This is a genomic window from Streptomyces pinistramenti, assembly GCF_020564935.1.
GTDB lineage: Bacteria > Actinomycetota > Actinomycetes > Streptomycetales > Streptomycetaceae > Streptomyces > Streptomyces pinistramenti.
Genome location: NZ_JAJCXB010000013.1, coordinates 114,756 through 136,051, shown reverse-complemented (window position 1 = coordinate 136,051; position 21,296 = coordinate 114,756). Strand labels below are relative to the sequence as shown.

Sequence of the window (21,296 nt, the reverse complement as noted above, 5' to 3'; positions counted from 1 at the left end):
GACGGGCGGGCCGGGTGGCCAGCGGAGGCGGAGCGCGGGCGCTCGTGGGTTGATGGGAAGGGAACCGCCCACCGACGGCGTCGAAGGAGCGAGCGCGACATGGCGAAGCAGACCGTGGCCGAGCAATTCGTGGACATTCTGGTGCGGGCCGGAGTACAGCGGCTGTACGGAGTCGTCGGCGACAGCCTGAACCCCGTCGTCGACGCCATCCGCCGGACGCCGGAGCTGGACTGGATCCAGGTCAGGCACGAGGAGACCGCCGCGTTCGCCGCCGGCGCCGAGGCGCAGATCACCGGCAAGCTGGCCGCCTGCGCCGGTTCCTGCGGGCCCGGCAATCTGCACCTGATCAACGGCCTCTTCGACGCCCACCGTTCCATGGCCCCGGTACTCGCCCTCGCCTCTCAGATCCCCTCCAGCGAGATCGGCACCGGCTACTTCCAGGAGACCCACCCCGACCGGCTGTTCGCCGAGTGCAGCCACTACAGCGAGCTGATCTCCAGCAGACAGCAGATGCCACGGGTCCTGCAGACCGCCATCCAGCACGCCGTCGGGCAGAGCGGTGTCTCGGTCGTCTCGCTGCCCGGCGACATCGCCGCCGAGGCGGCACCCGACCGTGCCGTCGAGCACGCCCTGGTCACCTCGCGCCCCTCGGTGCGTCCCGGTGACGCCGAGATCGACCGGCTCGCCGAGATGATCGACGCGGCCGGCAAGGTCACCCTGTTCTGCGGCAGCGGCACGGCGGGCGCGCACGCCGAGGTGATGGAGTTCGCCGAACGGATCAAGTCCCCGGTCGGGCACGCGCTGCGCGGCAAGGAATGGATCCAGTACGACAACCCGTACGACGTCGGCATGAGCGGGCTGCTGGGATACGGCGCGGCGTACGAGGCCACCCACGAGTGCGATCTGCTGATCCTGCTCGGCACGGACTTCCCGTACAACGCGTTCCTGCCGGACGACGTCAAGATCGTCCAGGTCGATGTCCGCCCCGAACACCTCGGCCGACGCTCCAAGCTCGACCTCGCCGTCTGGGGCGACGTCCGCGAGACGCTGCGCTGCCTGACACCCAAGGTGCAGATCAAGTCCCGGCGCACCTTCCTCGACCGGATGCTCAAGAAGCACGCCGACGCCCTCGAAGGCGTGGTCAGCGCCTACACCCGCAAGGTCGAGAAGCACCTTCCGATCCACCCCGAGTACGTGGCATCGGTCCTGGACGAAGAGGCGGCCGACGACGCGGTGTTCACCGTCGACACCGGCATGTGCAACGTCTGGGCGGCCCGCTACCTGAGCCCCAACGGCCGCCGCCGGGTGATCGGTTCCTTCACCCACGGCTCGATGGCGAACGCGCTGCCGCAGGCCATCGGCGCCCAGTTCGTCGACCGCAAGCGCCAGGTCGTATCGATGTCGGGTGACGGCGGATTCACCATGCTGATGGGCGACTTCCTGACGCTGGTCCAGTACGACCTGCCGGTCAAGGTCGTACTGTTCAACAACTCCTCCTTGGGCATGGTGGAGTTGGAGATGCTGGTGGCAGGCCTTCCCTCGTACGGCACCACCAACCACAACCCGGACTTCGCCGCGCTCGCCCGTGCGGCCGGTGCGCACGGCGTGCGGGTGGAGAAGCCCAAGCAGCTGCGCGGCGCGCTGCGGGACGCGTTCGCGCACAAGGGCCCGGCGCTGGTCGACATCGTCACCGACCCCAACGCGCTGTCCATCCCGCCGAAGATCAGCGCTGAGATGGTGTCCGGCTTCGCACTGTCGGCAGGCAAGATCGTGCTGGACGGCGGCGTCGGCCGGATGCTCCAGATGGCGCGCTCCAACCTCCGGAATATTCCCCGTAGATGACGCACCGTCATGTCCGGTTTCGGGTCTGTTGATGGCCGGATTCGGTGCCCTTTTGCGCGCGCCGGGGCCGGTGGTGGCGGACCTGCGAAACGACAAGCATGTCGTCTTGCCCCGTGGGCATGCATCACCGTGAGGCTGTTCGAGAGAACGGTCCTGAAGGGACGTTCGGGGCGGGGGAGATGATGCGGCAGCCTGTGTGGCGCCAGGAGCGGGATGGACGGGAATGGACGACCGGGGGGAGCCGGGGGGCTGCGGTCGCCGCATGCGAACCGTGGGTGATGGAACGGAAGGTTCAGGAGGGGGACCTCAGCGCCGTGGCCGACGTACGCAGGGAACTGCGCCGGCTGCTGAGCCGCTGGGCCGCACCGGCACACACCGACATAGCGGATGTCGCGTTGTTGCTGATCAGCGAGTTGGTCACCAACGCACTCGTGCACACCACGGGCGGCGCCGTCGTCACCGCGACGGTCACCGACCGGCTTCGGGTGGAGGTGCGTGACTGCGCCGCCACGCGCCCTGAGCCGCGGGCGCCGACCGGCGACGGGACGTCGGGCCGTGGCCTGTTCCTGGTCCGCACCCTCGCCGATGCCTGGGGCGTACGCGCCCACGGCCTTGGCAAGGGCGTCTGGTTCGAGCTGGGCGGACCGGCCTGACCCGGTGGCGCGGGTGCCGGCGCGGTCCGTCGCATCTCAGCCGAACTGCCGCTCGATCGCGGCGAGTTTCTCCTCCAGCGAGTCCAGCCGGGGGAGGGTCTGGGTGTCGTCCTCCGCCGTGAGGTCGAAGGACTGCCGGCGGGCGGCCGCGGCGGCGGTGTCGTCATCGGCGCCGCTCACCGCCTTGAGGGCAGGCCGGGAGCGCAACGGCAGTTCTCCTGCGGGCAGCGAGGGCGGTCCGTCGGTTATGGCGGGGTCAGGGCCCGGCGCTTCCGCGGCGGTCGCCGCGCTCTGCGTCACCGCGAGCTGCCGGCCCTGCCTGCCGATGCCCCAGGAGCGGTGCTGCCGGTTGATGGCCTTGATCCGGGCCCGGTCCAGCTTGCCCTGATCCCGCCTGCGCAGCCGGTTCTGCTCCTTCTCCCTGCGGTCCTCCCTGACCTCCTCGACGGCCTCGTCCAGCGACCGCACGCCCTCCAGCAGCATCAGCGACCAGGCGGCGAACGTCTCACGGGGAGCCCGCAGCCAGCGCACGATCCGGATCTGCGGCAGCGGGCGGGGCACCAGACCCTGCTCGCGCAGCGCCGCCCGCCGGGTCTGCTTCAGCGCGCGGTCGAAGAGCACCGCGGCCGACAGCGACATCCCGGCGAAGAACTGCGGCGCGCCCGCGTGGTCGAGACCCCGGGGCGCGTGCACCCAGTTGAACCAGGCCGCTGCTCCGGCGAACGTCCACACCAGCAGGCGCGAGCCGAGCGCCGCGTCGCCGTGACTCGCCTCGCGCACGGCGAGCACCGAGCAGAACATCGCCGCACCGTCGAGCCCGAACGGCACCAAGTACTCCCAGCCTCCGGAGAGGTTGAGGTTCTGCACACCGAAGCCGACCAGGCCGTGGAAGGACAGCGCGGCGGCGACCGCGGCACAGCAGAACAGCAGCACGTACGCGGCCATGGCGTAGACGACCTCCTTGCGGCGCCGGCGCTCCTCGCTGCGCTCCCAGGAGTCATCGCCGGACGGACGGCCCGCCGAGCGCCTGCCGCGCACGACCACGGCGACGGCCACCAGGATGCCGACGAGCAGCAGCGCAGCCGGAACCAGCCAGTCCAGCGATATGTCGGTCATTCTCATTCGGGGATTCCTTGCCTCGCGTTCCGCGTTTTCGCGCGCCATCCTGGCGGAGTCCACGGCCGGTACAGGGGGATTCGGCACAAGAGAACGCCAATGAGTGCGATGAAGCGGGCATGTACCACTTTGGTGCCGAACTGGCGTGCTCGGCGGCTGAGTTGAGTTCGAACGAAGCTGTCTTGACGGGTGGCATGGGGGGATCGTGGGGCCGCATCGCTGGTAGTCACAGAGTCGCTTCGTGTCATCGGGCAACCTCGCCGAGGGTGACGATGCTTCCAGAGTTCTGCCACCTACAGGCAACTTTGGTAGGCCGCAGGCTGACCTGGTGCTGACATTGGTGATGCTGCGTCAGGCCGCTGCCAGGTGGGATTCCGGTCGTCAGTCGGTCGTGTTCGTCCCGTGGAGGAGACGGCGCGACGGGCTGCGCCGACTTGCCGTGTGCGAGGGCGGTTCGGTGGGTTCGCGACCGTGTCCCCGCAGCGTGCATGTCGTCCTTCACGGAGGGTGAATTGGTGAAATCCTGCAACGCCGACACAGGCTGCGGCGCCCTCCGGTAGCGGTGCGCTCGTCGGAGGAGGTGGCGCCTGCGGGCGGGTGGTGCGGATGTGGACATGATGGCACCGGCGCCTGGAAGGACACCTGCGACGGCCTCGCCGGCGTCCTGCTGTGCTTCGTACAGGACCTCTTCGCCCGCCACCTGTCCGGGCGTCAAAGGGGGCTCCAAGACCGGACGAAGCCCTGTCGGCCGGGGCAGGACGGGTAGCAAACATCGCCTGATCACCGACGCCACCGGCATCCCGCTTGCGCCACCTTGACCGGCGGCAACCGCAACGACGCCACCCGGCTCATCCCGCTCCTCCAGGCCGTGCCGCCGGTGTGAGGCAAGCTGGGGCGGCCCCGGCCGCCCGGACGTGGTGCTGGGCGACCGCGGCTACGACCACGACAAGTACCGCCGACTGGTCAGGGACATCGGCGTGCAGCCGCTGATCGCCCGCCGCGGCACCGAGCACGGCTCCGGACTCCGGCCCGCGTCCTCAGCTCTCCCAACGGCCGGGTGGACAGCCGTCAGGGGCTGCCGGATGCCTGTTCTGCTGAGTCGGCACTGCCCTGCCGGAACGCTCCCGAAGGTGACACGGCGCACGCCTTCGGACCTCATCGGAGCATCGGAGCTACTGGCAGCAGGGGGCGTTCACCAGCTGACTTTTGGCTGGTGAGTTGACCTTTCGGGCCATTCTTCGGGTGGGGGCACCTCGCGGAGATCTGCAGGGGAAAGATCCGTAACTGGGGGCCCAAAGGCCTCTTCAGATCTTCCAGCACCGCTGGTCACATGCGTTGACGGGCGACACGACAGGGGAAGTTGATGACGACGGAACGCCCGGCGGGCAGCCGGCTCAAGACATACGGCGACCGCGCGTATGCGCACACCACGGTGGTGCGGCACCAGGGAACCACGGTGGCTCTCGCCATGGACGACATGCGGCGGCTGTACTACAGCGTGCTCGACCTGGACTCCATACCCGACGGCGGACAGGCGCAGACGCAGGCGGAGAAGCCGCGGGAGCTGGATGCCTATCACTGGGCCGAGGAGCCCCGGCCGCTGGCGTTCCCGGCGGAGCTGGCCCGGTCCGGCCACGCCGCCGTGGGAGCGCTGTCGGTGCCGCGCGTCGACCAGGGGTCAGGGCATGAGGAGAAGCCTGAAGAGCAGCTGCGGGACGAGGAGCTGAACGCCTTCTTGTCCACGACCGCTCGGCTGTCGGCCGACGCGCCGTTCGCCGCGGTCTCCGACGGCAAGCACCTGTTCGTCTTCCGCCAGGCGGTCACCAGCGGGCACCAGGACGCGTTGTTCGTCCGCGACGACGGCGGCGTGAGCGGTGACGCCACGCGGGATGACCTGCTCCTGGACGGCGCGGGCCGCCCCGTGCAACTGGCGGTGGACGCGCTGCTGTGCGACCGGTTCGTGCTGGCCGGCAGTGTCCTCAAGCCGGTGCAGGAGGTGCGGTACCGGCGCAGCCGTCACCGGGACCGCCCCGAGTCCGCCAAGGACAGCCTGGGCATCACCGATATGGACGGCCGTCCGTTCCACGAGCCGACGCAGGTGTTGCGGTTCGTCGGCCCGGTCACCGCTGGCAGGTTCGCGGTCGTCCTGGTGCCCACTGCCATCGCCGGCACCCGGCGGTGGCAGTTCTTCGTCCACCGCGCGGCGAGTGACCGTGTCGACGCGGTCAGTGTGGAGCAGGGCGAGGACGGCCTGTTCCACACCCAGGGCACCCGCTTCTTCACCAGCCCCGACCCCGCTTACCAGGACGCGGTTCTCGAACGCGGCCCCGGCATCTGCCCCTTCACCAAGCTGCCGCTGGTCCCGGTGCGGCCGGACACCCGGTTCGCCGAGTCCGCGCTCGCCCTGACCGGCGGCGCCCACGCCGAAGCCGCCAAGGGAGCGGAAGTGCTGGGGCTGGGCACGGGCGCCTACACGGTGGAGGCATGGCTGAAGCCTTCCGCCACTCCTGGCACGATCCTGTCCACGCGTGACACCAGCGACGCCGGGATCTCCCTGAGTGTGGCCGAGGGCGGCGCGCTCGTCCTGGTGCACGGCACGGCGGTCGCCGCTGCGACGCCCGACGGGGACGGGGCGGCACCGGCCGAGGAGTCCGCAGGGGATGACGGCAGCGGGGAGCCCACAGCGGGCGCCGAGCCCGAAGCGGGCGGCACGGAGGCGGAAGAGGCTGATGAGCCAACCGCTGAACCGGCCGCCGAGCCGACCGCACCCGCCATCACCACCACGCTGACCAGCGAGCAAGGTGCGGTGCCCACCGGCAGGTTCAGCCATGTCGCGGCGGTGTTCGACGGCACGATGGCGACCCTCTACGTCGATGGCAGCGTGGTGGCAGCCGCCGAACTGCCCCCGGCGGCCGGGGCGGGCACCCGGCTGCTGGTCGGCGCCACCTCTGCTGCGGACAAATCCGCCGGGGAGTTCTTCACCGGCGAACTGGACGAGGTCCGCATCTGGCTGCGGGCCCGGCGAGCCGAACGGCTGGCGCGGGACGCCGGAGTGCGCCTGGTGGGCGACGAGCCCGACCTGGCCGCCTACTACCGCTTCGACGAAGGCACCGGCTCGCTGGCCTACGACCAGTGCGGGGCCCTGCACCTGGCGGTGAGCGAAGGTGCCGCCTGGGTCGCTTCGCTGGCGCCGGTCGCCGACCAGCCCGGCATCCGGCGCGACGCCTTCCGCGTCACGGACCGCCGTGTCGCCTCCGGGCTGTCGGCCGCCCTCTACCACCAGCAGGAGGAGGCCCCCACCGGGCACAGCAAGGAAGCCAAGCCGCTCAAGCGCCAGGCCCGGATCCTGCTGGCCTGGACCACCACCGCCCAGGACGAGGCGACCGGCCGGGTCACCTCGCTGGACCTGGCTGTGGACCGCAACGGCCGGGTGGCACAGCTCCCTGATGTCCTGGAACTGCCGCTGGTCGGCGGGAGCGTGACGGAGGCCGATCCGGAGCGGGAGAAGCAGCTCACGGCTGACGTGGCGCGGCTGGAGAAGGGACTGGCCGCGGCCGAGCGGCGCCTGGACAGCATCACGGAGGACCTGAAGAAGCCCGAGCAGGTGGTCAAACCCCTGCTGGGAGCTCTTGCCACGGCCCGTGACCGGGCGGATCTGCCGACCCAAAACGGGTCGTCGAAGCCGTGCCACGTCTATCTCTCCTCGGAGAGGGGGGATCCCTGGTCTGCAGGGTTGGGGATGTACGGCTTCAGGGGTGTCGAGTCCGGGTCTCTGCAAGACGGCCTCACTCTTGATTCGGTTGTCGAGTCCGAGTCCCTGCAAGGCGGTGTCGGCTTCGATTCGGACCCGCGCCTTTCTGATGTGTTCCGCCATTTGACGGTCCAGCACGACGCTTCCGGTACCGACCGGGTCGTAGGGGTCAAGGGTGCGCCGGGTCCTGATGATGCGGCGGCACAGTGGAGGCTGGTGTGCGTGACCGTGGGAGGGGAACCGGAAACTGACACCCAGTCTGTGAATGGGTGGCAAGTGCGGCATGTCCCGACCGGCAAACTCCTGGGACGCGTGAACGGCGAGGAAGTTCTGCTGAAGGAGGCGGCTTCCGACGCGGTCCTCTATTACCGGAACGGTTCCCTCGTCAGCATGGAGAATCTGGTCGCCGCCACCCTCTCGGAGCGCCAGGCCACGTGGGGATACATGGACCACTGGAATCCGGCGGAGAGCTTGGAGGTGTCTACGGCGGTCAGCTGGAACGTCTATCCGGTGCCCCTCCATCCCTCGAACGCCCCCGCCCGCACCGCGGCCAAATCCATCGTGCGGCTGCTCCCTCGGGCCGCTGCTCTGGAGGCTGCCTCCAAAACGAAGGATTTCGTGCAGACCCGTACCCGGCAGGCCCAGGGGCTGCGCGAGAAGCTGGAGGCCGAGCGCGAGGAGCTGGGCCGTATCACCGCCGGTACGAAGGGGCGCAGTGACCGGGTGCTGCCGATGGTGCATCTGGGCCAGGACCGGTGCGGTCTTGGCTGGTCCGGGGCCGTGCTGGACTTCGCGCAGACCACGGATGCGCCCATGGTGGCCGACAGCGGCAGCGGGCACTTGGGGCTGTACTTCCGTGACGGTCAGGGGCAGATGACCGGTCTGTTCTACGACACCAACATCGGCCGCTCCGGCAAGGTGCTGTCGGCCGGCGATGACACCGCCCTGCACCTGACGGCGCGGGAGGCGGGCGTGTCTCTGGCGGATGCGTCGGTCGAGGTGGCGGCCGACAGCACCGGCTTGTTCCCCGGCCGCTGCACCCTGACGCTGACGACAGGGAAGGGCGAGAAGGAGACCTGGCGGCTACTGCCGCGGCGGGCCACTGCGGCGGCCGACGCCCTCAACGGGCTGCGGGCTGCTCCCGTCCCCGTGGGCACCGCTGTCTCATCCGCGGGCGGTGTGCTGAAGCTGAGCGGCAAGGGCGCCCGGCGTGCGCTGGCGGTTGGGGATCTGCTGGAGGCGGGCGGTGTGGTGTACGCGCTCACCGCGGTGGCCTCGGCGGGAGCCACCGAACTCCGCGTCGTTGGGGCATCCACCGGTACCGGTGCCGTGGCGGAGGGCAGTGGGCCCGCCGCCCCCGGGGAGTTCCTCCTGCCGGTGGTCGCCCCGGAGGTGGCCGAGGCCGCGGAGGCGGTGGCCGAGCCGGAGGGCGCCACGGAGGCGACCGGTTCCGGCGACGGCGAGCAGACCACCTCCGGTGCCGGCCGGACCACCCCGGACACATCCGCCGGATCCGCCGACGCCGGAGACACCTCCGCGCGGAATCCGGCCGGCGGCCGGCCGAAGGCGGGCGTGGAAGTACGGCTGATTTCCTACGACCCGTCGCTGGTGACCCACAGCAGGCCCGGTTCCAGCGCCGCGTTCGGCTCCCGGCTGGTGGCGGCGGCACTGATCGGCACCAGTGGATCCCTCACCGACGGCACGGCCCGTGACGAGGGGCTGGCACGGCCGCCGCGCTGGTGGGGCGATCTGCCCGGACGCGCCCTGGCGTTCGGCAAGGAAACGCGCCCGCCCGCGCTGCCCGCCAAGCTTTTGCCCTCCATCGGAGCCGACGCCGATCTCACCCTGGAGGCATGGGTCCATCCCGAGTCCGGGGGGCCCGCCCGGGTCGTGCATGCCTCCCTGCCCGACGGTGGGTACACCCTCGCCCTGGGCGACCGGATCGCTTCGGGCCGCCCGCTCACGGCGGCGGTCGGCAGCCGCTCGGTGACGAGCCGGATCCCGGTGCCCGACGGCCGCTGGAGCCATGTCGCCGCCGCCTTCGAGCAGTCCTGGGCGCTGCGCCTGTCCGGCAACTCCTACGCGGAGGCCGCGCACGCGGACGACCTGAACATCGGCCGTGACCTCACCCTGGAGGTGTTCTTCCGGGCCGACACCCTCACGTCGCCCCAGGGCCTGCTCTCCAAGGGGCACCTGGCCGACGGCGGCGGACAGCGTGTCCCGTACCAGCTGTCGGTCGACCGCGCCGGCCACCTGGTGTTCGGCTTCGAGGGCACCGGCGGCGCGCAGGTCTCGCTGACCTCCACGGGCACGGTGACGCCCGGCACGTTCCACCGTGTCGCCGTGGTCCGTGCCCTTGGCCAGTCCCGTACGGAGACCAAGGGAAAGAAGGACATCGAGGTCGTCGGTCCCGACGGCAAGAAGACCCAGCTCTCCGTGGACATCATCGAGGCCGTCCAGATCATCCAGTGGTCCGACATCACCTTCTACATCGACGGCGAGGAGGCGGGCACCACCCGCTACACGGATGCCCCTGACCTGAGCCACACCGGCCCCCTGGTGATCGGCAGGGCCCCGCGTGGCGTCTACCACCGCGGTCTGACCGGCGTGATCAGCGAGGTGCGCGTGTGGAACACCGCACGCCAGCCCGCGGACATCGGCGTCACGCTGCCGCCCCCGCGCCCACAGAGCGCTCTCACCGCGCCGGCCGGCGAGGCCGGTGCCGACGGCGCGGACCGGCCCAAGGGGCTTATCGCCCGCTGGCGGCTGGAGGAGAACGAGGGCACCACCGCCGCCGACGACGCGGGCCGTCACACCGCCCGCCTCCACAGCACGGCCTGGATCAAGAACCCGGACCCGCTGGGCAGCACCTTCCGCCTGTACCTCGACGGCCAGCCGATCGCCGGCTCCCCGCCGGCCTCCGGCGACGCCCTGAGCGAAGGGACTTACGGGGAAAAGCAGTTCACCCTTGGCGGCCGACTGGACGGCGACAAGGTGGCCGAGCCGTTCACCGGCACCCTGGAGGAGGTCCGTGTCTGGCGTACCGCCCGCAGCCAGGAGCAGGTCCTCGACAACCTCTTCGGCCGACTGACCGGAGAGCGCCAGGACCTGCTGGCCTACTACCCGTTCGACGACGAGTCCACCGAGGCCGAGGCCACCGTCCTGGCCGACCACGGTCCGCACGCCCTGGATCTGGACCTGCCCGCACCGGGCCCGGGGCGCCCGGAACCGGTGGCGTCCACCGCCCCTATCTCCAGCGACATCCCCGAGGTCCGGCCTGCCTTCGCCACCGGCCGTCCGGCCTTTGTCCAGCAGTCCGCCGCTGCTCCGGCCGTCTGCGAGTACGCCGACTTGCAGCGGCTGGCCGACGGCTCCACGCGCGGCGTCCTCAAGCGCTGCTACGTCTACGTCCAGGACGGTGTCTGGAACCTGGTCACCGGTTACAAGGTCGGCGATCTCGTCTCCGAGTGGGTCGGCCAGGTCCAGTTCGACCCCCAGCTGGTCGGCTATATCGAGGGCGCCCCGCCCGTGCCGTCGGAGAATCTGGTGGCCACCCGCCGCCTGACCTCCCTGAGCTACGTCAACTCCGCCTCCGTCGAGTTCACCCAGGCCGATCAGGTCGTCCAGGCGCTGTCCTCCAGCACCGACACCTCCGTGGACAGCACGCTCGCCACCAGGCTCGGCACCGCCGCCGACGCCGAAACTCTCATGATCACCGCGCCGCTCGGCTTCGGCGTCGCCAAGCCCATCGTGCAGGGCGGCATCGACGCCTACGGCGGCCTCACCCTGGACTTCTCCAACGCCTGGGGCCACCGGACCGAACTGTCCGAATCCACCGAAACCACCCGCTCCACCTCCATCGGGCTGAGCGGCGGCTGGGAGCCCGACGACGAGAAGAAGCAGATCGACTCCGACGGAGGACGCCGCTTCCAGCCCGTCAACACCGGCTACGCCCTGGTGCAGTCCGAGACCGCCGACGTGTACGCGCTGCGGCTGGCCCACAGCGGTTCCGTCGTCGCCTACCGGATGCTGCCCAACCCGGACATCCCCCGCGACTGGAACCTGCTGCCGTTCCCCATCAACCCCCGCTATACCAAGCAGGGCACCCTCGACGGCAGCGTCGGCTACAACTCCACCGGAAAGATCACCGACCCCGACTACCGGGACGCCGACGGCTACGGCGAATACAGCTACTACAAGCCCACCGAGGCATACGCCCTCAAGCGCCGTATCACCCAGGACATCCAGCGCCGCCAGGCATATTACGAAGGCGTCTCCACCGAGACCCACACCAGCGATCCCACCTCCGAACGCGCCCGTGCGCTGCTGAGCAGCTTCATGGGCCCGCTGCAGAACATCGACACCCACCAGCGGGCCACCAAGGCGGACGCCGAGGCGTTCGCCCGGCGGGACATCGTCAACACCTATGCCTGGTCCGCGGACGGCGGCTTCTTCGCCGAGACCACCCAGAGCACCGACATCGTCACCGAAACCACCACCGGCTCCTACCGCTTCAACGGCATGGCCTCCCTCGGCATGACCACCGGCGTCCGGGTCTTCGGCATCGGCGCCTCGCTCCAGCTGGACGCCGCCCTCGGTGGCGGCATCAGCCGCACCCGGGCCCGTAGCAAGGAGGCCACCCGCTCGTTCAGTCTCGACGTCCGCGTCGACACACCGGGCGACATGCAGAAGTACGACGACCAGTCCAACCCCGTCTTCAAGGACGGCAAGCCCGTCGAGGTCCCCGGCCGCGTCGACGCGTACCGGTTCATGACGTTCTACCTCGACTCCGCCACCGCCAACTTCGACGACTTCTACGGCAAGGTCATCGACCAGCAGTGGCTCGACAGCCCCGACGCGAACGCCGCGGCCCTGCGCCAGGCCCGCCAGTCCGACCACCGGCCGCCGTGCTGGCGCATCCTGCACCGGGTCACGTTCGTCAGCCGCAAACTCCCGCCCACCCTGCCCGAAGGAGCAACCCCCCTGGAGACCACCCTGCACAGCGCCGACATCTCCAGCAACTACGAACTCATCCGCCGCCTGGAACCCTACGTGGACCCGGCAGTACAGGACCGCTCCGAACTCACCCGCCAGATCCGCGACACCCTGGCACGCGAACTCCCGGAACTGACCCCCCACACCGCCACCATCACCGACTTCTACGCCGACTACCTCGGCATCGCCTGACACGGTGAAACCGGCATGAACCAGGACTGAGCCAGCGGCAGGTCCTCCCGCCCCGGCCGGCTGCGACGCACAGCACCCGGCCGGGGCGGTGACCGTTGGGGCCGGGTGAAGCGGGGCGCCCCCTCCCGCGGCAGGGGGCGCCCCGCGACCTCCTGGGTGAACAGGGTCCAGGCCGCCAGGGGCAAGGGGAGGTGCGGGTCGACCTCCGTGCTCCGCTCGGAGGCGGATGTGGACCACACCGCGTTGCGGGCACCTTCCACGCAGTCCGTGCCGCCCTCACTGCCGTAGGAGGACTTGTACCAACGGCCGTACGGGCGGCCGTTGTTGGCGAGCGCCACACCGAGCCGCGCACCGTCGTGCGCGACCCGGGCCCGCGGGCGCCGAACCTCGTGCTGGAGCCGGTGGCCGACGCGAAGGCGTGGCCGCACGGCGTCCTGCTGCTGTGGGACTCCGCAGCCGGCTGCCACTACGGCCCTCTCGGCGACGCGACGCATGGGCGAAGGAGGCCGACTGGCTGGAGCCGCTGCCGGTGGAGCACCTCGCCGCCCCGGACGTCCTCCGCGCCCTGCTGCCGCTGCTCCTCAAAGGACGCGAGGCCGAGATCCCCGCCCACCGAGCCGGCGGAGAGCGGGTGGCCGGCGTGAGCCGGCGGGATTTTCTGTCACGGATGGACTGTTCTCGGAGCTATTTCCGTTCTGTGGCCGGAAATTGGGTCGACTGCTCGCGCAGTTCCGGGCCCGCATGATCCACTCTGCGGGCACGACGTAAGGAACTCCCGCGCCACACGGCCGGGTATCAGGGATCGGACAAAGGGAGAGGCAGTGGCGAAGCTCAAGGGGGCCGTCAAGTGGTTCAACGAGAGCAAGGGGTTCGGCTTCATCACTCCCGAGGACGGCAGCAAGGACGTGTTCGTCCACTTCTCGGCGATTGCCGGCAACGGCTTCAAGACCCTCGCCGAGGGACAGAGGGTCGAATTCGAGATCACAAGCGGCGCGAAGGGTCCGTCCGCGGCAAACGTCACGGCTCTCTGACCGGCACACTCTCTCCGAATCGAGCATGAGAGAGCCCTACCGACGGGGGAGACAGCAGGGCCCTGGGACAGCGTGCCACGCGCGCGCTCGCGTGTCCCTCAGCTTCCGTGCCGCGGCTGGGCGAGCCCGGCCGGGTCGACCTCGAAGGGGGAACGGCTTCTTCATGAGGGTCACCACGCCCGGCAGTGCGGTCGCCGTCTCCACATGGCGGCCGCGGTTCAGCTCGCTGACGATCAGGCGCGGGGCACTTTTGCCCATGCCGTGCTCAACGATTCGGTGCAGGCGTCGGCCCCGCCGTCGGGGTGAAGAGGCGCCGGGTGCGCACGGACACCATCTCGGCGTGCGCGGGGAGCCGTCTACGGGGTTCCGCCGGCCCCGGAGCCGCTGCTGTTGAGGTTGCCGACCTTCCGGCGGTACCGGCCTTGGGCAGCCTGCTCGGATTGCACGTCGAGCGCCGCGGCGATCTGCTTGAAGGTGAGCAGGGGCTTGCCGGTGCGAGTGCTGGTGGTGCGGGCGGCCGGCATTGCGGCCTCCAGGCCGTCCAGGTCGGTGCGGGCAACCCTCAGCAGTGCGAGCGCGGCGGCGACGTCTTCCGCGCGGTCCCCGGGGTGGCGGTCGTCGCCCGACGTCTTCCGCCACAGCGGGCCGGACTGGAGGAGCCGGTGGCACTGGTGGGCTTGGACCGCATGCAGCACCACGGGAACCGTTGCTTCCGGGGAGCGGTCACGGATGCCGGGCAGAGCGTCGGCGTAGCGGTCGGAGAGCTGCACGAGCAGCGTGGCCTGCTCGGCGTCCATCACGTACGGGACCGCCCTGGGCGCCCGCTTCGGCTCGTCGGTGTTCGGCCTGCCCCCACCGTCCCGGCACGCCCTGAAGCAAGACAACGTTTGGCTCATTCATGGGTTCGGGCCGGCCAAGGGCACCCCGCCCTGCTCGACGATGCGCAACTCCATGAGCAGCCCGTCAGTTTCCTCAGCTGTCTGATGCCCAGCTGGTGGGCATCAGACAGCCCTGGCTAGGCCGACCGGATGCTGCTTGGCCGGTCGGACACGTCAGCTCCGGCATGCCCAGCGACGGGCACCCGCTGTCCATGTCGGCACTCGAAGGCGTGATCCATTTCGCTTTTCCATATGTTATGTTCACAGCCGCCCGGAACGGACGGACCATCCGAACTGGGAAGTAAATAGGGGGAAGTGACACATGGGGGCCGTTAAGTTTGGACGCCTATCGGCGTTCCCTATGCCCTTCCCCCTTGGAACAGCAAGGACCCTGAAGCCAAGGCGTTCCTGGCGTTCTTCACCGCTGACGAGATCGCCGCTTTCAAGACGGCAGCGAATGCCGCGCCCTCCGCTGCCAGCGGCCCGGTCGCACTGGCGGCACCGAACTGGGGAAAGATCTGGGGCGCCCTGAAGAAGATCGGCGGCTTCGCCAAAGCCGTCGGGGCCAAGTACCAGGATTTCGCGAACTGGGCCAACAGCCGTCCCTGGTACATCAAGCACCTCATCAAGGGCCTGAGCCCCGGTCTGAGCACTTACGACATCTGGTGGCACTTCAACCACTGAGCAACTACCGGTAATCACGCCGGAGCCGGGCCCACGCCGCCGCTTCGCGGGCCCCGGCGACCATAGAAGGGCACATGATGACGGACGTCCCGGAAACTCCCACGGGCGGAGCGACAGAAGGCACATGGGCGATCCCTCTCCTGCTCCTGGTCCCCGTCGCCATCATCGGGATCGTCACCGACCTGTCCACACCGTGGTGCGTTGCCTCCTGGGTAATGTGGGGGTTGGCGGCGGCATTGAGCGTGGTGGGATGGATGCAGGTCGTTCACCGCGGCGCGAAACGCGCAAGCGGCTGGTACACCTGCGTACTCCTGCACTGCGTCCTGGCCTGGCAGGCGGCCCACCTGATCCTCAAGTGGTAGACGCCGCGCCTTGCGACGACGCGTGCTGATTGCGCACCGGTAGACGCCGACCACGCCCGCCCTGTGTGCGCCTTCACCGGTCGGCCGGTCGCCGAGCACCTGCGGCGGATCCGCGCGACCGGCGAGTCCGATCACCCGGGCGAGCTCGCGGCAGGTCGACTGAGGCCAAGACGGCCCGCAGGTCCGCCGACGGCAGGGCCCCCTCCCCGCTGCTGCCTGCCCTGACTTCCGCCGCCCAGGGCCCGCACCGAAGTGCCGGCCACCGGCCCGCGGCCGGGCTTCTCACCGCTGATCGACGGGACATCTTCGGCGAAGTCGCCCCGTGTGCGGGTGGGCCGCACGTCCTGGCGGCCAGGCTCCGCAAGGTATCTGGCTACTGCCTGCCCGAGATCATGGGCCCGCCCCGGCGAGCCAGGGATTCGGCCTGGCGATAGCGGGGCCGGTGTGCGGCGCACTCTCCGGTGGAGACGGCTCAACGGCCCTGGCGACGGTGATGCTGTTGTCGCTGTTCGTCCCTGGCGGGTCAGGGGTCCAGGGGGTGCCAGGCGCGACCGTTGCTGTCCCGTCGGACCTGTCGGCGGGCAGAACAGGGTAATTGGCGATCACAGCCAGCCGTTGGCCTCCGCGAGCCGGGCCGCCTCGGCGCGGGTACGGGCCTGCGTCTTGCCGATCGCCGACGACAGGTGGTTGCGCACGGTGCCCTGGGACAGCCGGAGCGCCTTGGCGATGTCGGCCACGGTGCCGCCCTCGGCGGCGGCGCGCAGCACGTCCGCCTCGCGCCCGGTCAGCGGGCTCGCGCCGCCGGCCAGCGCTTCCGCGGCGAGGGCCGGACCCACGAAGCGCAGGCCGGCGTGGACGCGGCGGATCGCGTCAACCAGTTGTTCGGGCGGGGAGTCCTTCACGACGTATCCGGCCGCGCCCGCGGACATCGCCCGCGAGAGGTAGCCGGGCCGGCTGAAGGTCGTGCAGATGATGGTGCGGCAGCCGGGCAGCGCCCGCTGGAGATCGGCGGCGACGGTCAGGCCGTCCCGGCCGGGCATCTGTACGTCGAGCAGCGCGATGTCGGGCACGGTCCGCTGCGCGGCGGCCAGCACCTCGGTGCCGGTGCCGATCTCGGCGACCACGTCGATGTCGGGCTCCAGCCGGAGCACGGCCGCAAGAGCGCCGAGTACGAGTGCCTGGTCGTCTGCCAGCAGGACACGGATCATGTCGGTTCGGCTTCCTGCGGAGGTGCGAGGGGGATCGCCGGGGCCGGCCCGCGGGCGACGACCCGGAACCCGCCGCCGGGGGCAGGACCGTGTTCGAGGGTGCCCGACACGTTGGCCAGCCGTTCGGTGAGGCCGGTGAGACCGTTCCCCGGGCTCGCCCCGCCGGTGGAACTGCCGTTGTCGGTGACCTCGACCCGGTCGGGCCCGATGCGGACGGTGCACAGTTCGGCGTCGGAGTGCCGCAGCACGTTGGTGACCGCCTCGCGCACGACGTAGCTGAAGACCTCGCGCAGCTCGGCGCGCACGGTGTCGGTCGCAGCCGGCAGATCGGCCCGTATGCCGGCGGCACGCAGCGCCATGCGGGCGCCGGCGAGCTCGCTGTCCAGCGACAGGGTGCGGTAGTCCGAAATGGTGGCCCGCACGTCGGACAGCGCCGTGCGCGCCATGTTCTCAAGCTCGGTGACCTGGCCGACGGCGCCGGCCAGGTCTGTGGAGGACTCCAGGATGCGCCGCGTCAGCCCCAGTTTGACAGTCATCGTGGAGAGGGTGTGGCCGAGGATGTCGTGCATGTCCCGGGCGACCCGTTCCCGTTCCTGGTTCACGGCCAGCCTCTTGACCTGCTCGCGCGCGGCCCGCAGGTGACCGATCGTGAAGTTGAGCGCGAAGACGGTGCCGAGTGCCGCGGTCACGCCGACGAGAATGGCCACCTGCGCCCAGGCCACCTCGCCCTGGGCGAGGCGCATCCAGACGATCTGCCCCAGCACCGTGACGAGGCCGAGCAGCAGCGCATGGCGCAGCGGCAGCAGCATGAGTCCGATCGAGAGGGCATAGGTCAGATCGGTCAGGTAGGACGGCGACGCAAGAAGCACCGCCGGTGCCGCGCCGAGCAGGAACATCACGGCGACGATGGCGATGCGCCCCCGTCGCAGCGCCACCGGCCCGTACCAGGGCGCCAGGATGCAGCCGATGCCGTAGCAGGCGACGAGGCCGATCGCCAGCGAGGTGAGCAGGGGACGTTGGGAGCCGTGCGCGATGTCCTCGGCCCGTGCGATCAAGGTGAGGGAGGCCAGCGCCGTGGCCGTGGTGACCGCCACGCGGCCCCGGCCGCCTGCTCGGGGGCTGTCCGGCTGGTCCTTCCAGAAATTCCAGTCCGGCCACTGGTCGACGGAGAACTCGTCCGGATCGCGTGCACCCACGTCGGTCATGTTAAGGCCGGGCTGCCGCCGGACGCCCAAGCGGTGGCCCGGGGCTGATGCATGGTCATGCAGGCGAGCATTGCCCACCCATGACCGGCGCCCCTGTTTGGATTGTCACCCGGTCATGCATGACAAATGGCATGGGTCCGGCCGGCGGGCCGATGCTGCGATGAGGTCATGTTGCACGCGAAGAGGATCCATCTGCCGAGCCAGCAATACGAGCTCACCGAGGACGGCCGGGCGCTGACGACGTTCTCGTTGCACAGAGGCCACATCGGCGCGCAGTTCACACTGCGCGGGGTCGACTACGTCGTCCGCACGCACCGCTTCAGTGGTGTCCACGAACTGCTCGACTCCGACGGGACCGCCGTCGCGACCACGGACCGGGTGCGCCGAAGCTGGAACATGACGTGCTCTGGGCGAGTCATCCCGTTCCGGCAGACCACGGCGGCAGACCGGGAGCACACCGTGATCGGCGACGACGGTGAGCCCGCCGGCACGATCCGCCGCACCGCACACATCCACTCCGAGGCGACCGCCGACCTGCCCGGCCTGGAACTCGTGCTCCAGGTCTTCGCGCTCGTCGTCGTGCTGCTGCGCAGGCGGCGCAAGCGGGCAGCAGCGGCCGTCCGGTCGACCTCCCTCGCGGGCGGCTGATGCTCCGGCCCGAGCGTGCCGACACCCACTGCCCTCTCGAAGCGAGGAGAACAACCATGCGCAGGACTTGGCTCGCGGCGCTCGCCGTCACGGTGGGCGCTGCGGCGGTGGCCTCGGGCATATCGCAGATGGCCACGGCAGGCATACCGTCCCGGTCGCAGGCAGGCGCGCCATCCCGGTCGCCGCTGCGGTGGGGTGCGTGCCCCGGTCCGACGGGGGCGGCACTGCGGTGCGCGAGACTCGCGGTGCCGCTCGACTACCGCCACCCCGACGGGCGGACGATCGATGTCGAGGTGTCCCGTCTGGCGAGCACGAAGCCGGCCGAGAGGCGCGGCGTGCTCCTGCTCAACCCCGGGGGCCCCGGCCTGCCCGGGCTCCCCGTTCCCGCATTGATGAAGCTGCCCAAGAAGGTGCGTGACCGCTACGACGTGATCGGTTTCGATCCACGCGGCGTCGGCCACAGCACCCCTCTGACCTGCGGCTTCACTCGTGCTCAGGGTGAGGTGGCGGCCAACCCGCCCACCCCGGGCAACGCCGCCGACGTGGCGGAGCAGGCCGCGACCGCGAAGAGGCTCGCCACCCAGTGCACCAGGTCGAAAACCGCGGACCTGCTGCCGTACATCACCACCGCGAACACCGCGCGGGACATGGACCGGATCCGGGCAGCACTGGGCGTGCCGAAGATCTCGTACTACGGCGAGTCCTACGGCACCTACCTCGGCGCGGTGTACACCACCCTCTTCCCCCACCGAGGCGACCGCATCGTGCTCGACAGCAGCCTGCCGCCCGAGGGCTACGACGCCGAAGCACTGCGCAGCCAGGGCGCGGGCTTCGAGACCCGCTTCCCCGACTTCGCGAAGTTCGCCGCGGCCACACCCCGGCAGTACCACCTGGGCAGCACACCGGCCGCGGTACGCGAGAAGTACTTCCAACTCGCCGCGCGTCTCGACAACAAGCCCGTACACGGGTACGAGGGCACTACCTTCCGCGTCGTCACCGCGGCAATGATGCGCGCGGACAGCGACCTCGCCGGCCTCGCCGCCATCTGGCACGCCCTGGACACGAATCAGCCGCCCCCGGGTGCCGGCGATGTCGGCGGCGGCGCGTACAGCGACAACTATCCCGCCGCCTACCTCGGGGTGATCTGCGGCGACTCCCGCTGGCCGACGGCCCTGACGACCTATCAGCACAACGTCGCAGTCGACCGTGTCCGCTACCCGATGTACGGCGCGTTCGCGGCCACCATCAGGCCGTGCGCCTTCTGGCCGGCCCCAGTGGAGCCAAAGGTGAAGATCACCGATCGGGGGCCTTCCGGCGTGCTCATGGTGCAAAACCTCCGCGATCCGGCGACCCCGCTGTCCGGTGCGCTGCGGACGCGCCGGGCCCTGGGCGAGCGGGCCCGGATGGTCACCGTCGACCAGGGCGGGCACGTGACCTATCTGTCGGGCCCGAACGCCTGCGGGAACGACGCCGTGACCGACTACCTGGTCACCGGGAAGCGGCCCGCACACGACAGGTACTGCTCCGCACAGCCGGCCACCCCGTGATCATTGAGCGTCTCGCTCGGCCTTCGACACGGCCGCGAGGATTGCCGCTACGCGCTCAAGTTCTTTCGCGGTCAGCTCAGACCCTCCTCGATGAGGTAGCCGTAGAACAGCCGCACCCGCACCAAACGTTGCTGCAGCGTGGAGTTCTCGCGGCCATCCGCCAGTGAGGGCACACGTCGCGAAGCTCGGTGGAGGGGAGAACCGTCGTAGTCCTGAGCGAAGTTCACCACTGTTGTGGCGCTGACCGCATTCGACAGCGGTGCCCTTGATCTGCGCTTTCTCATGGGGCGCCGCCGGTATCCATCGCTGTACGCGAGCCCCCACACCACGGCCGGCTTGGGGAATGAGGTGGGGACGGTCCGCCCTCGGACCGTCCCCACCTCATCAGTTCACCCCTGAAGTATGGAGATTGTCGTTGCGTAACCTGACTGACGCTCGGGAGAGCGTTGCGCGTGGTGGCACTCTCCAGCTATGGCGAGCGCCTGAGGTACACAAGCGGCCCCATGCTCCAGCAGCAGACGGACAGTTGCCGGCCGGCCAGCCGATGCGGCCCACTCAAGGGCGGTCATGCCCCGTCCGGCCAGCTCGATGGCGGCATCGTGGTCCAGGAGCATCTGCGCAATGCCTGTATGGCCTTCTTGGGCCGCCACCATCAAGGCGGTGGCCCGCCCCTCGCACAGACGGCCGTCGGGGTCTGCCCCCGCTTCCAGCAGCACCCGGGCAATGTCCTGCATTTCTCGTTCCGCGGCGAAGCGGAGCGGCAGAGTCTCCCGATACTCGCCAATGGGCTGCTCGGTATCCGCACCCGCGCTCAGAAGCAGGCTGACCGAACTGAGTTGGCCCGCCCACAGAGCCCGGTCCAGAGCCGTTCGGTGTTCCCGGTCCCTTGCGTCGACCGGCACACCCTCGCCCAGCAGGCGTGTCACCTGCTCCCCATCGCCGTCCACCGCCGCCCGCACCAACTGCTCCACCGAGTCCATGCCCTCATCCTGCTGCCTGACATCGCCACACAGCTCAGCGCCCCAGCAGGCCCGTACGGCGAGTGAGCCTTCGAGTTGAGGCCGAGGCAGGCCGTCGACCGGGCATCCTCGCGGGCTTCGAGACCGACGCCCGGAGGCCCCCGGCCTGAACCCATCCTCGACCTGTCGCAGGAGGCGCTGCGTGGCCGGCGCGTGGCGCTGCTC

At 70.2% G+C, this 21,296-nt stretch carries 12 protein-coding genes and 1 pseudogene; 7 read left to right on the top strand and 6 right to left on the bottom strand.

Going from position 1 to position 21,296, the window contains the following annotated elements; all coding sequences use genetic code 11:
- The first annotated feature begins 99 nt into the window (after window positions 1-99).
- The gene (locus tag LIU39_RS12470; RefSeq protein WP_227046719.1) at window positions 100-1,842 is read left to right on the top strand and encodes a pyruvate dehydrogenase; all 1,743 of its coding nucleotides are present in this window, start codon (window positions 100-102) and stop codon (window positions 1,840-1,842) included.
- A 278-nt stretch (window positions 1,843-2,120) separates the two neighbouring features.
- Window positions 2,121-2,495: an ATP-binding protein gene (locus tag LIU39_RS12465; protein WP_227046718.1), complete on the top strand. Its 375-nt coding sequence runs from the start codon at window positions 2,121-2,123 to the stop codon at window positions 2,493-2,495.
- 36 nt (window positions 2,496-2,531) lie between these two features.
- Here LIU39_RS12465 and LIU39_RS12460 read toward each other — a convergent pair whose 3' ends face one another.
- Window positions 2,532-3,617 (bottom strand): DUF2637 domain-containing protein, encoded by a 1,086-nt coding sequence (locus LIU39_RS12460; protein ID WP_227046717.1) that lies wholly within the window; start codon window positions 3,615-3,617, stop codon window positions 2,532-2,534.
- Window positions 3,618-4,339: 722 nt separating this feature from the next.
- Between LIU39_RS12460 and LIU39_RS12455 the strand changes: the two are divergent.
- Window positions 4,340-4,636: pseudogene (locus tag LIU39_RS12455) on the top strand (transposase); the annotation flags it as partial.
- Between the two features lie 338 nt (window positions 4,637-4,974).
- Window positions 4,975-12,549 (top strand): LamG-like jellyroll fold domain-containing protein, encoded by a 7,575-nt coding sequence (locus tag LIU39_RS12450; RefSeq protein ID WP_227046716.1) that lies wholly within the window; start codon window positions 4,975-4,977, stop codon window positions 12,547-12,549.
- On the opposite strand, the gene LIU39_RS12445 is transcribed toward LIU39_RS12450, so the two are convergent.
- Window positions 12,531-12,977: a DUF397 domain-containing protein gene (locus LIU39_RS12445; protein ID WP_227046715.1), complete on the bottom strand. Its 447-nt coding sequence runs from the start codon at window positions 12,975-12,977 to the stop codon at window positions 12,531-12,533. The two genes, LIU39_RS12450 and LIU39_RS12445, sit on opposite strands and share 19 nt — an antisense overlap.
- Before the next feature lie 393 nt (window positions 12,978-13,370).
- Here LIU39_RS12445 and cspE point away from each other — a divergent pair, with 393 nt between their 5' ends.
- Complete coding sequence (gene cspE, locus LIU39_RS12440) at window positions 13,371-13,580, top strand: transcription antiterminator/RNA stability regulator CspE (protein ID WP_227046714.1); 210 nt, start codon at window positions 13,371-13,373, stop codon at window positions 13,578-13,580.
- A gap of 356 nt (window positions 13,581-13,936) precedes the next feature.
- Here the strand turns inward: cspE and LIU39_RS12435 are convergent, their stop codons facing one another.
- The 3 genes from LIU39_RS12435 to LIU39_RS12425 all read right to left on the bottom strand — a co-directional run bounded on the left by LIU39_RS12435 (window position 13,937) and on the right by LIU39_RS12425 (window position 17,917).
- Window positions 13,937-14,377 (bottom strand): hypothetical protein, encoded by a 441-nt coding sequence (locus LIU39_RS12435; RefSeq protein WP_227046713.1) that lies wholly within the window; start codon window positions 14,375-14,377, stop codon window positions 13,937-13,939.
- 1,729 nt (window positions 14,378-16,106) lie between these two features.
- The gene (locus LIU39_RS12430; protein ID WP_227046712.1) at window positions 16,107-16,712 is read right to left on the bottom strand and encodes a response regulator transcription factor; all 606 of its coding nucleotides are present in this window, start codon (window positions 16,710-16,712) and stop codon (window positions 16,107-16,109) included.
- Window positions 16,709-17,917, bottom strand: coding sequence for a sensor histidine kinase (locus tag LIU39_RS12425; RefSeq protein WP_227046711.1), 1,209 nt, complete (start codon window positions 17,915-17,917; stop codon window positions 16,709-16,711). Before LIU39_RS12425 ends, LIU39_RS12430 begins: the two co-directional genes overlap by 4 nt.
- 168 nt (window positions 17,918-18,085) lie before the next feature.
- On the opposite strand from LIU39_RS12425, the gene LIU39_RS12420 reads away from it, so the two are divergent.
- On the top strand, window positions 18,086-18,565 hold the full coding sequence (locus tag LIU39_RS12420; protein WP_227046710.1) for a hypothetical protein: 480 nt from the start codon (window positions 18,086-18,088) through the stop codon (window positions 18,563-18,565).
- A 56-nt stretch (window positions 18,566-18,621) separates the two neighbouring features.
- Window positions 18,622-20,112: an alpha/beta hydrolase gene (locus LIU39_RS12415; RefSeq protein WP_227046709.1), complete on the top strand. Its 1,491-nt coding sequence runs from the start codon at window positions 18,622-18,624 to the stop codon at window positions 20,110-20,112.
- Window positions 20,113-20,501: 389 nt separating this feature from the next.
- On the opposite strand, the gene LIU39_RS12410 is transcribed toward LIU39_RS12415, so the two are convergent.
- Complete coding sequence (locus LIU39_RS12410; protein WP_227046708.1) at window positions 20,502-21,092, bottom strand: ankyrin repeat domain-containing protein; 591 nt, start codon at window positions 21,090-21,092, stop codon at window positions 20,502-20,504.
- Window positions 21,093-21,296 lie beyond the last annotated feature (204 nt).

Coding starts and splice junctions, on each gene's coding strand:
- LIU39_RS12435 (WP_227046713.1), bottom strand. CDS start 14,377: ATGGACGCCGAGCAGGCCACGCTGCTCGTGCAGCTCTCCGACCGCTAC.
- LIU39_RS12420 (WP_227046710.1), top strand. CDS start 18,086: ATGTTGCACGCGAAGAGGATCCATCTGCCGAGCCAGCAATACGAGCTC.
- LIU39_RS12430 (WP_227046712.1), bottom strand. CDS start 16,712: ATGATCCGTGTCCTGCTGGCAGACGACCAGGCACTCGTACTCGGCGCT.
- LIU39_RS12425 (WP_227046711.1), bottom strand. CDS start 17,917: ATGACCGACGTGGGTGCACGCGATCCGGACGAGTTCTCCGTCGACCAG.
- LIU39_RS12460 (WP_227046717.1), bottom strand. CDS start 3,617: ATGAGAATGACCGACATATCGCTGGACTGGCTGGTTCCGGCTGCGCTG.
- LIU39_RS12465 (WP_227046718.1), top strand. CDS start 2,121: ATGGAACGGAAGGTTCAGGAGGGGGACCTCAGCGCCGTGGCCGACGTA.
- LIU39_RS12450 (WP_227046716.1), top strand. CDS start 4,975: ATGACGACGGAACGCCCGGCGGGCAGCCGGCTCAAGACATACGGCGAC.
- LIU39_RS12415 (WP_227046709.1), top strand. CDS start 18,622: ATGCGCAGGACTTGGCTCGCGGCGCTCGCCGTCACGGTGGGCGCTGCG.
- LIU39_RS12470 (WP_227046719.1), top strand. CDS start 100: ATGGCGAAGCAGACCGTGGCCGAGCAATTCGTGGACATTCTGGTGCGG.
- LIU39_RS12410 (WP_227046708.1), bottom strand. CDS start 21,092: ATGGACTCGGTGGAGCAGTTGGTGCGGGCGGCGGTGGACGGCGATGGG.